The sequence below is a fragment of the Acinetobacter sp. 742879 genome, from assembly GCF_000588535.1.
Lineage (GTDB): Bacteria > Pseudomonadota > Gammaproteobacteria > Pseudomonadales > Moraxellaceae > Acinetobacter > Acinetobacter pittii.
In genome coordinates this window covers 20,229-32,208 of sequence record NZ_JFYC01000019.1, presented here as the reverse complement: position 1 = coordinate 32,208, position 11,980 = coordinate 20,229, and the positions used below count along the sequence as shown (strand labels likewise).

The following is an 11,980-nucleotide window of genomic DNA, read 5'->3' as shown; positions in this document are numbered from 1 at the left end:
TATTCATGCTGTCGATATATCAATTGTTATATTTCAAAGAAAAACGTTTAGGTTCTGCATCTAATTTGAAATATTTTTAAGGCAGTGGTTGCATTCGTTGCTTACGGATATGTTCAATCAAAAATCTAGCAGCGGCACCAAGCTCACTTTCTCGACTCCATACCAAATCAACATAATATTCAAATCGGGGAGTGAAATCTAATAAATCCAATACTTTAAGTTTATTTTTTAATTCAGGGTTTTCTTTAAACATTTCTTGAGGAAGTACACCCCAACCCAAATTTCGCAAGATCATTAAACAAGCGGAGTGGTGGTTATCGGTGCGCCAATAATGTTTCGAAAAAAGTAACTCGGGTTTTAAAGTCTCATCTCGGCTTGCAACTACAATTTGTCGTGTAGTGAGGATTTGTTCATAAGTAACCTGATTTTGACCTGCGAGGGGGTGGTTATTTGAAATAACTGGAATTAAGGCCTCACGTTTAAGCTCTACAAATTGTTCTCTGTTATCTAGGTGCTCGCGTTCAAACATCAGTGCAAGTTGGGCAGACCCGTCTAATAACATTTGCAGTGCATCTTCTTGAGGGGCAGAGACAATATTAATTTGTAAGTCTGGAAAACGACTCTCTAAAAGACAAATATAGTCTGTCCAATTGGTGTGTAAAAGTTCAGACACAATCACAATAGTTAAATTAGCTTCCAAACCTGTACTTAACGCGTGAGCATGCTGTTTCCATTGATTCATCTCAATTAAAAGCTGAGATGTCTTTTCGTATAACACTCGTGCTTCGTCAGTAGGGACGGGTTCACGGCCTTTACGGTCAAATAAAGTCAGGTCCAGATCAATTTCTAAGTTGGCAATAGACATGCTTACAGCCGAAGGAACTTTTCCAAGTTTACGTGCTGCTGCAGAAAAAGAGCCGGTCTCAATTACGGCTTGAAACATGAGTAGTTGTTCTTGATTAATATTCATCTGTCAAAAAAACTGAAAGAACCTGATTGGATTAATCAATATTATAAAAATAAAATGCACATTATCCAAGTTATTATTGAGTATTTAAAAATGTTGATTTCCAAGAGAAGACTCATTCATGCAATCAGTTATGAAGGAATTTTATTGGTCATCATTGCGATTGCATTAAGTTTTATTTTTGATATGCCAATGGATGTAACCGGTACACTCGGTGTGTTTATGGCAGTGGTTTCAGTTTTCTGGAACATGATTTTTAACCACTATTTTGAAAAAGTAGAGCATAAATATAATTGGGAAAGAACGATCCCTGTGCGGATTTTACATGCGATTGGTTTTGAAGGTGGTTTGCTGATTGCAACTGTACCAATGATTGCATATATGCTTCAGATGAGTGTCATTGATGCACTTATTTTAGATATTGGTTTAACCTTATGTATTTTGGTTTATACCTTTATTTTCCAGTGGTGCTATGACCATATTGAAGATAAATTTTTCCCAGATGCCAAAGCTGCATCACTTCATTAAGCTAATATATTGAAATGAAATAAGCACCCAAATGGGTGCTTATTTTGTTAGGTCGTTATAGAAATTATTTTTCTACAATCGCAACCACACCTTCACCACCTGCTGTACAGATAGAGATTAATGCACGGCCTGAACCTTTTTCATTAATCAATTTAGCAGCAGTTGCTAAGATACGACCACCAGTTGCAGCAAATGGATGGCCTGCACCTAAAGATGAACCATTTACGTTTAGTTTAGAGCGGTCAATTGAACCCAAAGGTGCATCTAAACCAAGACGTTCTTTACAGAATTTTTCATCTTCCCAAGCTTTCAATGTAGATAACACTTGAGATGCAAATGCTTCATGGATTTCGTAGAAATCGAAATCTTGAAGTTTAAGGTTTGCACGCTTAAGCATACGAGGTACTGCATAAGCAGGAGCCATTAACAAACCTTCTTTAGGGCCGTTTTTACCAATGAAGTCAACAGCTGCTGTCTCAGAGAAAGAAAGGTAAGCTAAAACTTCATGACCGTTTTCTTTTGCCCATTCTTCAGAAGCAAGCAATACCACAGAAGCACCATCAGTCAACGGAGTTGAGTTACCCGCTGTCATTGTTGCAGTTTCGCCTTTACCGAAAACTGGCTTCAATTTAGCAAGTTTTTCAACTGTGCTGTCTGCGCGTAAGTTGTTGTCACGGTTAAGACCTAAGAATGGAGTCATTAAGTCATCAAAGAAACCACGCTCATAAGCAGCAGCAAGTTTTTGATGGCTGCTAGCAGCTAACTCATCTTGTGCTTCGCGAGTGATACCCCATTCTAAAGCAGTGATTGCTTGGTGCTCACCCATTGAAAGGCCAGTACGTGGTTCACCATTGCTTGGTGCATCAAGAAGCTTTTTAAAATCAATTTTTGTTAAAGCTTTAAGACGGTCTTTACCCGTTTTAGCTACATTGAGTTCAAGTAAAACTTTACGTAAGCCATCACCTACAGCAATCGGCGCGTCAGAAGTGGTGTCTACGCCACCTGCAATACCTACATCGATTTGACCAAGTGCAATTTTGTTTGCAACAACAAAAGCTGCTTGTAAACCTGTACCACAAGCAATTTGAATGTCATAAGCAGGGGTTTCAGGAGCAAGATCTGTGCTCAATACAACTTCACGAGTCATATTAAAGTCACGGCTGTGTTTTAAAACAGCACCAGCAACGACTTCACCAATACGCTTACCTTGTAAGTTAAAGCGTTCAACCAAACCATTCAATGCTGCTGTCAGCATGTCAGAATTTGACGCTTTGAAATAAGCAGTATTTGAACGTGCAAATGGAATACGGTTGCCACCAATAATTGCAACGCGGCGAACAGTGTTTTGGCTCATGGTTTTATCCTGTTGAACAGAAGTTTTGGTTTTTGTTGCTTTTGTTGCTGCAGCTACATTTGAAGATGTAGAAGTAGTTGCTGTAGCCGCGCTCTTGGTGCGAGGGCTACGTGCAGGTGCAGTCGTTGAACGAGTACGTGTCGTTTTTGATGTATTAGTTGCTGCTTTAGGAGTAGTGCTGTTACGCTTAGCCGTGTTAGAAGCCGACTTTGATGTATTTGACACTTTTTCCTGAGCAGAATTCTCGACTGCTGGATTTTCTTGAGTTGTTTTGCTCATAAGGCTTTTCCAAGCATAATAACGATATTCTTGTAAGCTACCTTAACACAATTCAAATAGACCTGTATTGACTAGAATGACATTGTAGATAGCATTCAGGTCAAGACATCCAAAGATGAAGTCAAGTATGATTTGGAGTAACTCTAATGAACGACTGCTTTCATATTGTTGCTATTCATCTCATAACATAATGAAGCCTGTCGTAGAAAATTCATTTCTTTGAGAGATAATAATCATGACTGATCAATACCAAGCATTTACACAATCTCCTATTGGTAAATTCGTTGTTAAAAATCTGGGTTTACCATCGCCAGTTGCATTAGAGCGTTTTGAAAGTGCTCAGCCAGTAGTGAATGGTGCAGTATTGGTTGGCGCAGCGCCGTCAAGTGTATTGTCTGGTGCGATTGCACAAGTACTTAGCAATGTTCATGCAGATAGCTATGTAGGCAATAATGTTGCATTACAACAAGAAGCTGCAAAAGTTGGTTTAAATTTACGTCCATTCAATGCAGGCGACAAAGAATCAAAATTCAAAGCAGTTGTATTTGATGCGTCTGGTATCCAAAACTCAGAACAGTTAAACGAACTTTATAAATTCTTTAACCCAATTGCACGTCAAGTTGCGACTTCTGGTCGAGTGATTGTGATTGGTACAACTCCTGAAACTGCGAAAACTGTAAAACAAGCGATTGCTCAGCGTGCACTTGAAGGCTTTATCAAATCTGTAGGTAAAGAATTTAAAAAGGGTATTACTGCTCAAGTTGTTTATGTTGATGAAGGTGCTGCGGCAAACCTTGAATCAACTTTACGTTTCTTGCTTTCTCCACGTTCAGCTTATGTATCTGGTCAAGTGATTCGTGTATCTAAAGCAGATGTAGTTGATGTTGATTGGGCAAAACCGCTTGCTGGTAAAACTGCGTTGGTAACAGGTGCGAGCCGTGGTATCGGTGAAGCCATTGCGCATGTATTGGCACGTGACGGCGCGCATGTTATTTGTCTAGATGTACCACAACAACAAGCTGACCTTGACCGTGTAGCGGCTGATATTGGCGGTTCTACATTGGCAATTGACATTACAGCTGCTGATGCGGGCGAAAAAATTAACGCTGCTGCGGCAAAACAAGGCGGTTTAGATATTATTGTTCATAACGCAGGTATTACACGTGACAAAACTTTGGCAAACATGAAGCCAGAGCTTTGGGATTTGGTAATTAATATTAACTTGTCTGCTGCTGAACGCGTAAATGACTACTTGTTAGAAAACGATGGTCTAAATGCAAATGGCCGCATTGTTTGTGTATCATCAATCAGTGGTATTGCGGGTAACCTTGGTCAAACAAACTATGCTGCGTCGAAAGCAGGTGTGATTGGTCTAGTGAAATTTACTGCGCCTATCTTAAAAAATGGTATTACCATTAACGCAGTAGCACCTGGCTTTATCGAGACTCAAATGACTGCTGCGATTCCATTTGCAATTCGCGAAGCTGGTCGCCGTATGAACTCGATGCAACAAGGTGGTTTACCTGTTGATGTAGCGGAAACTATTGCATGGTTTGCATCAACTGCTTCTACAGGCGTAAACGGCAACGTTGTACGAGTGTGTGGTCAAAGCTTGTTGGGCGCTTAAGCACTTTTAGCTAAATAGGGGGTGCTTGTGCATCCCTTTTTTATTCAAGAATCTATAAATTATAAAAGGTTAGGTATGAATACTCGTCATTTTAGCCAGCTACCAAAAGCGGCATTGGCTTATCCAAAAGTAGTGCAAGGTTTAATTTTTAAAAAGCCGAAAGGTCCAAAAATATTACCGCAAGTTGAATATGTGGTAGATACTTTAGAAATTGATCAGAACCACCTCAAAGCTTATAACGAAGTATGTGGCTTTCAAAATAATGGCTTTGTACCAGCAATTTATTTGGCTGTACTTTCTCAAAGTTTGCAAATGCACATGATGACGGCAGAAGCCTTTCCATTTCCAATTTTAGGTTTAGTCCATATTCGTAACCAGATTAAACAGACCAGACCAATTGCTGTGACTGAAAAATTAACTTTGTCATGTAAATTTGGGGAACTAAAACCGCATGATAAAGGTGTTCAGTTCGACTTTATTACCACGGCAAAAGTTGGCAATGAAGTGGTGATGGAAGGCTTAACGACTTATTTATCTCGCCAAAAAGTTGAGAAAAGAGTAGGTGAGAAAGCCAAAGAAGAACAAGCACCAGCTTATGTTCCAAAGGCAGAGTGGAATATTTTAGAAAACACAGGTCGCCGTTATGCGAAAGTGTCTGGTGATTTTAACTTAATTCACATTCATGCCATTACTGCAAAAGCATTTGGCTTTAAGCAAGCCATTGCACATGGTATGTGGAGCAAAGCTAAAGCATTAGCAAACCTTGAATTACCAAATGCTTATGAAGCAGATGTATGGTTTAAGCTGCCAATGTTCTTACCGTCAAAAGTTGAGTTTTTAACTGCCAATACAGATAAAAAGACTGATTTCTTAATTCGTAATGCGAAATCCCAAAAACCGCATGTTGCAGGAACAGTAAAAGCATTATAAAAATATCAGCAGCCTGAACAGAGGTTTGGGCTGCTTTTGAGCAAAATAACAAAAAATGCAAGGAACTTCATGTGATTAAAGAGATTTTACTGGCCGATACCCATAACTATCACGGTATTTTAGATGAACGTTTTATTGATTTAGCTCACCAGTTTAGCCGTCTTCAAGATGCTAGAACAGGACAAGGTGGAGCTGCTTTAGCGGTTTATTTTAGAGGTCAGAAAGTTGTAGATATCTACACGGGTCTAAAATCACAAACCGAAGCTTGGCAACCTGACACATTGGCAGTTTGTTATTCTACAGGTAAGGGCATACTTGCAACTTTAGCGCATATTTTAGTAAGTGAAGGTTTTTTAGAATACGACAAACCGATTGCGACTTATTGGCCTGAGTTTGCTCAAAATGGAAAAGAGCAAATGACATTGCGTCATGTGCTCAGCCACCAAAGTGGCATGTTTGATGTGCGCAATATCATCGAAAGTGCGCGAGAAATGCTCGACTGGTCACATATGTTAGATGTGGTCGCGGCGACTAAGCCAAGATTCCTTGCAGGAGAGGGCAATGCTTATCAAGCTTTAACATTTGGTTGGCTTGTGGGTGGTGTACTTGAAAAAGCAACTGATCAATCTTTAGATCAGCTCATGCAAAAATATCTGGTTGAACCGTTGCAGTTAGACGGCGCTTATTTTGGGACGCCTGCAAATGAGTTGGATCGTGTAGCACGTTTAATTATTCAACCAAAACCAGAAAAACCAGCATCTACTCAAGTTGAAAAACCTAAAAAGCCACAGACGCGCAAGAGTTCACTCTCTGAAAAAATGATTACTTGGACTGGACAAGACCCTCAAGACTTTCAAGATGCCATGATTCCAAAAGGAATGAAACATCTTAGTTTCTTTAGTGACGAGGGGTTGCAAGCAGTCATTCCAGCAGCAAACGGCACATTTACTGCAAATAGTCTTGCTAAAATTTATGCGATGCTAGCAAATCAAGGTGAATGGGATGGACATCAAATTATTCGCCCAGAAGTATTTAAAGAGCTCAGCACCATCCAAAGTTATGCACGTGATCGTGTTATGCCAATTCCGATGAATTGGCGTTTAGGCTATCACCGCATTATTACCATGGGTAAACGCGCTAAAAATGGGTTTGGGCATATTGGTTACAATGGTTCAGGAGCGTGGTGTGATCCTGAGCGTGACCTCAGCTTTGCTTATACGCATAACTTTCAAATTGGTTCAATCACGGGTGATTACCGTTTATGGGGGCTGACTCAAGAAACTTTACGTTGTACAGACCAAATTTTAAAAGGCCGTAAAGGCTGGTTCTAATTTTAGTATTTTAAAGCTGGTATTTTTAAGCAATGCCAGCTCAACATTTATAATAATTCTAGGCGAATAATCGCTTCGGTATGGCGTTTGAAATCTTCCTCAGCTAAACCTTGTAAACCAAGTTTATAAATACCTTCTAAGCCACAAACAAAGGCAATGAGTCGCCATGCAATGTCTGTGGAATTTGATCTGTTTTTAAATTCGCCTTCTTTCTGGCCACACTCAATCGCTTGCACAATCGTTTGATGCCAATTCTGCATAGCAAGGTTATAAGCCTTTCGTATTTCAACATCTTGTTCAATCAAGAGTTCAGCTTCATTCCATAAACGTAAGTAGGGCTGAAGTCTGTCGATGTTTTCTGCGCCCAATAGGATGAAGACCCTTTGAAATTGGCTAGTTGTTTCTAGGGTTTTTTCAATTTCATCAAGCTGTTCCATCAGCTTTAAAAAAGCTTCAGCTTTTAAATGAGATGCCGAAGAGAAATGGTGATGAACTTGTCCGGTTGAGGTTTGTGCCTCCGTTGCGACTCTACGTACCGTCATGGCAGTAAAACCTTCAGCCAAAGCAACTTGCATGGCAGCTTGCAGAATCATTTCTCTGCGTTGATCGCGATTAAGATAGGCCATGTTTCTTTCACCTGACTGAATTCGACACAAATTACATTAAAACTAAAAGTTGGACAAGTGTCCAATTGTGTATATAATAACCATGATTTGAACACATGTCCAAGTTTTGGATATTGAAGAGCGTTATGCAAAAAAAATGGTTAATCCTGACAATTATCGTCCTTATTTATTTACCCGTTACGATTGATGCAACGGTGATGCATGTTGCAACACCATCTTTAAGTGCAGCATTAAATTTAACTGCCAATCAGCTTTTATGGGTCATTGATATTTATTCACTGATTATGGCGGGTTTGATTTTACCGATGGGTGCACTCGGTGATCGTATTGGCTTTAAAAAATTATTATTTATTGGAACAGCAGTTTTTGGTGTTGGTTCGTTAGCTGCGGCTTTTTCTCCAACTGCCTATGCCTTAATTGCTTCTCGTGCTGTCTTAGGGCTAGGGGCAGCGATGCTTATTCCTGCCACTTTATCCGGCATCCGTAATGCCTTTACCGAAGAAAAGCAGAGAAATTTTGCACTTGGTCTTTGGTCTACAGTGGGTGGTGGCGGAGCAGCTTTTGGTCCATTAGTGGGTGGATTTGTGTTGGAACACTTCCATTGGGGAGCTGTATTCCTCATCAATATCCCGATTATTTTAGTGGTTCTGGTTATGATTGTAATAATCATTCCTAAACAACAAGAGAAGACTGATCAGCCAATTAATTTAGGACAAGCTTTAATCTTGGTTGTAGCCATTTTAAGCCTGATCTATTCAATTAAATCGGCGATGTATAACTTCTCGGTACTTACAGTCGTGATGTTTGTGGTAGGCATAAGTACTTTAATCCACTTCATTCGAAGCCAAAAAAGAGCTACGACGCCAATGATTGATTTGGAATTGTTTAAACATCCAGTGATTTCTACCAGCATTGTTATGGCTGTTGTTTCCATGATTGCTTTGGTTGGCTTTGAATTACTCTTGTCTCAAGAGTTGCAGTTTGTACATGGGTTTTCACCATTACAGGCAGCCATGTTTATTATTCCATTCATGATTGCGATTAGTTTAGGTGGTCCATTAGCCGGAATTTGTTTAAATAAATGGGGGCTTAGACTTGTATCTACTGTTGGTATTTTAATAAGTGGATTTAGTCTATGGGGGCTTGCCCAGCTTAACTTCTCGACCGACCACTTTTTAGCATGGACGTGTATGGTCTTTTTAGGCTTTAGCATTGAGATTGCCTTACTTGCTTCAACTGCTGCGATTATGTCATCTGTACCTCCGCAAAAGGCGAGTGCAGCAGGTGCCATTGAAGGGATGGCTTACGAGCTTGGGGCTGGTTTGGGCGTTGCTATATTTGGGTTAATGTTATCTTGGTTTTATAGTCGTTCAATTATTTTGCCAGAACAGCTCCCAACGGACTTAATTGAAAAAGCGAGTATCTCGATTGGAGAAACCATGCAATTAGCGTCTAACCTTGAAAATCCTTTGGGAGGACAATTAATTGCAGTTGCGCAGCAAGCTTTTAGCTATGCCCATAGTTGGGTGCTTACCATTTCAGCTATTTGTTTCTTTCTTTTAACTGTATTTGTCTGGTTGAGTTTTCCAAAGAAAGTAAATTAAAACTAAAGGATAAAAAGAGAGACTACCTTTCTTTTTATCCTTAAATATCTTTTTAATATTTTCTACATATTAAAAATTGGTTATTTAATTCTCATAAATAAACTATTCTTTAAAAAGGTTCATATTTTTATTTCAAAATGATTCAGTGGTCATGTAATTGAAATTTAATGAAAAATTAATTGTTATGAAATTGACTGTGTAAAAATGGTTTGCTAACCTGCTATTCGAAAAATCTAAAAACAAATAAAAGAGGCTGCTGTGAATTTTAAATTAAAAACATCACTCATTATTGGAGCAATTGTTGCATCTTCACTTGTATATGCCGCAACAGTACTTTCACCAAATCAGAATAATAATAGTGGATCAATTCCATCCGGTTATTCAGATTTAGAATTTAATCTAGCAAATGGGAATTGGGTCAAAAATCTCACTTTACCCACAAGCGCTAATAATTTGGACAAAATTACAATTCGTTCTAGCGCTGCCTATAGCAGCTATTTAGATACTTCTAATACCAATATTCCGTTAGAAATATTAAAGATAAATAGTGGGGATGTTTACCAATTCATCTTTAATAGTAGTCAAAATAAATGGATCGCTCAGTTAGCGACAGTGAGTCCTACTAATGGTGCGACCTATGAAGTCGTTCCATTAACAACTGCATCTATGCAAAAAGTACTTATTCAAAATGACAAATGGGCACAAACCATAGCATTCCCGAGTGATGTACGTGATGGAACAACCGTACAAGTTGTTTCTACAGCAAGTGCAAGTTCGGACATTGATAAAACAAATTTACTATTCCCGAGCAGTTTTACATTAAAAAATGGCTCTGAATATTGGTTCAAATATTATTCTGCTTTAGGAAAATGGGTTCCAGAGTATATAAAACCTCAGAAGTTAAATGTTCAGCAAATTGGAACGTCATTAGCGACAGTTAATAGTCCACTTACAGAAATTTCATTTGGAGATGGAAACTGGGTTTCCAATTTCACTTTGCCGACCACTGCAAGTGATCGAGATAGAATTGTTATCAAGTCTACAGCGACTTGGTCTGCAAAAATTAATAATACCAATATTAATAGCCAAGCGACCCTAACGCTTAAAACAGGCGATCAATATGAGTTTATGTATGTAAGCGACAAAGGATATTGGCAGTTGATCTCTTCACCTACAAAGGTGATTGATTCAGCCGCAACAATCCCTGCAACTTTACCGAATATGACTCAGCCTACTTTAAAGGTAAAACTTTCTACCTCAAATTGGCAGCCAACCTTACAACTACCTGCTAAAGCTCAAGTCGGCGATAAAGTTGTTATTGTGTCAAATGCATCGGCAGACACCTATATTAATGCTGCTAATGGCTTGTCTACCGCAATTAAAAATGGTGAAAATCGCCGTTTTATGTACACCGCTCAAGGCTGGACAGTAGATAGTTATACAATTGATATGTTGTTGGTTTCTAGCCCAGAGGTAAACTCAATTTTAGGAGAAAGCGCTGCTAAACTTAGAATGATTGAAGGCGTAAATTTAACGAATTTAACTGCTGACAATTCGAATGCACGTTTTTACTTAAGAGATGTAGGTTATCTAACTTATAAAATTCCTGCTGCCACTTTAAAAGAAGCAATTTCTACTGGACGAGATGACACCACGGTACAAAATGAGCGAAAACGTGTATTGGCAGACGGTGTTTATTATCAAGGTAATGAACCGGGTGATGGTGGTTGTGGTTGGGCTTGGATTAATGCTTCTGCATATAACATGATTGGCGCAAATGATATTGCAGGTTGTTCTTTCGCTGCTATGCGTCATGAAGTTGGGCATAATCTTGGCCTATACCATAATGGTTCAACTAATATTGGTTCAGGCTTTGCCCATCCGTTAGGAAGTACAGCAATGGGTGGTAATAACATTAATTTTTATTCGAGTCCCTATCTATATAACCCTAAATATGGTGTACGTTTAGGTGTAGAAGGAAAAATTGATGCGGTTAGTGTCATTAATCTGAATGCACAGAAAATTTCTCTATATAACTAATCTCTATTTTTAGCTGTAAATAATGAAGAAAAATAAATTGTTAATAGGAACTGCTATCGCTTGCGTGGCGTTAGCAGTTTTAATCTGGTTTGCCTTTTCACAGCAAAGCTCTTCTGCTTTAACGTCGTCTTTAGAAAGTCGGCAAGAGTCTGGGCCAAAAGTGGCAGATAATCAGAATGAATTTGCTAGTCAAAATATACTGAATTTGAGTTCATCAGAAAAGGAAAAGTTGTCTCAGCAACAGATTGTTTTTAATGAAATAGAAAAGGATCAAATACCTTCTAATCTTAATTTTCCACTAATTAAAAATGCAGAAGGTATGGTCATTAAATATGATCCAAATGTGATTGAACTTAAAAAAGTGGGTGACACTGTTAAGTTTCAAATGTTGGAATATGGCATTAATCGCACGGGTAAAATTGTAGAGATCGAACCTGTTGACCAAGATATTGTTCGGTGGACCGGTAAATTTGATCAGGGCGATCCGAATCAAAATTTCTTTACCATTACTCAAAGTCAAAAAGACCACTATACGATCATGCAAATTTTTACCGAGAAGGGAAATTATTCGGCTGAAATTAAGGATGGTGTGGGACTCGTGCAAAGGATGGATGAGGGTGTTACAGATCAGGAGTTACACCATGATCATCCTTAGACAAATAAACGGTTCTGGTAGAGAAAAGAAGCCAGTTCG

General features: G+C 38.9%; 10 protein-coding genes. 7 read left to right on the top strand and 3 right to left on the bottom strand.

All coding sequences use genetic code 11. The annotated features are described in order from the left end of the window. Positions 1-76: 76 nt before the first annotated feature. Positions 77-970 carry an HTH-type transcriptional regulator AceR gene (aceR, locus tag J690_RS21065; RefSeq protein WP_017387332.1) on the bottom strand — a complete coding sequence of 298 codons (894 nt, stop codon included), beginning with the start codon at positions 968-970 and terminating at the stop codon, positions 77-79. 90 nt (positions 971-1,060) lie between these two features. Between aceR and aceI the strand changes: the two genes are divergently transcribed. Next, positions 1,061-1,495, top strand: a complete 435-nt coding sequence (gene aceI, locus J690_RS21060; protein ID WP_005073799.1) for a chlorhexidine efflux PACE transporter AceI — start codon at positions 1,061-1,063, stop codon at positions 1,493-1,495. Between the two features lie 64 nt (positions 1,496-1,559). Here aceI and J690_RS21055 read toward each other — a convergent pair whose 3' ends face one another. After that, positions 1,560-3,128: an acetyl-CoA C-acetyltransferase gene (locus J690_RS21055; RefSeq protein ID WP_032038169.1), complete on the bottom strand. Its 1,569-nt coding sequence runs from the start codon at positions 3,126-3,128 to the stop codon at positions 1,560-1,562. 235 nt (positions 3,129-3,363) lie between these two features. On the opposite strand from J690_RS21055, the gene J690_RS21050 reads away from it, so the two are divergent. From J690_RS21050 to J690_RS21040, 3 genes are all read left to right on the top strand, one after another. Next, a complete protein-coding gene (locus J690_RS21050; protein WP_032038166.1) occupies positions 3,364-4,755 on the top strand; it encodes a 3-oxoacyl-ACP reductase in 1,392 nt (463 codons plus the stop codon). Between the two features lie 75 nt (positions 4,756-4,830). Further along, the gene (locus tag J690_RS21045) at positions 4,831-5,685 is read left to right on the top strand and encodes a MaoC family dehydratase (protein ID WP_032038164.1); all 855 of its coding nucleotides are present in this window, start codon (positions 4,831-4,833) and stop codon (positions 5,683-5,685) included. 71 nt (positions 5,686-5,756) lie between these two features. Further along, a complete protein-coding gene (locus J690_RS21040) occupies positions 5,757-7,016 on the top strand; it encodes a serine hydrolase domain-containing protein (RefSeq protein ID WP_032038161.1) in 1,260 nt (419 codons plus the stop codon). 47 nt (positions 7,017-7,063) lie between these two features. Here the strand turns inward: J690_RS21040 and J690_RS21035 are convergent, their stop codons facing one another. Continuing rightward, positions 7,064-7,642, bottom strand: coding sequence for a TetR family transcriptional regulator (locus tag J690_RS21035; RefSeq protein WP_032038158.1), 579 nt, complete (start codon positions 7,640-7,642; stop codon positions 7,064-7,066). 125 nt (positions 7,643-7,767) lie between these two features. Here J690_RS21035 and amvA point away from each other — a divergent pair, with 125 nt between their 5' ends. From amvA to cpaB, 3 genes are all read left to right on the top strand, one after another. Continuing rightward, positions 7,768-9,246, top strand: a complete 1,479-nt coding sequence (gene amvA / locus J690_RS21030; protein ID WP_032038155.1) for a multidrug efflux MFS transporter AmvA — start codon at positions 7,768-7,770, stop codon at positions 9,244-9,246. Between the two features lie 258 nt (positions 9,247-9,504). Next, a complete protein-coding gene (gene cpaA, locus J690_RS21025) occupies positions 9,505-11,286 on the top strand; it encodes a metalloendopeptidase CpaA (RefSeq protein WP_032038153.1) in 1,782 nt (593 codons plus the stop codon). 22 nt (positions 11,287-11,308) lie between these two features. Then, the gene (gene cpaB, locus J690_RS21020) at positions 11,309-11,941 is read left to right on the top strand and encodes a metalloprotease secretion chaperone CpaB (protein ID WP_032038150.1); all 633 of its coding nucleotides are present in this window, start codon (positions 11,309-11,311) and stop codon (positions 11,939-11,941) included. The last annotated feature ends 39 nt before the right edge of the window (positions 11,942-11,980 follow it).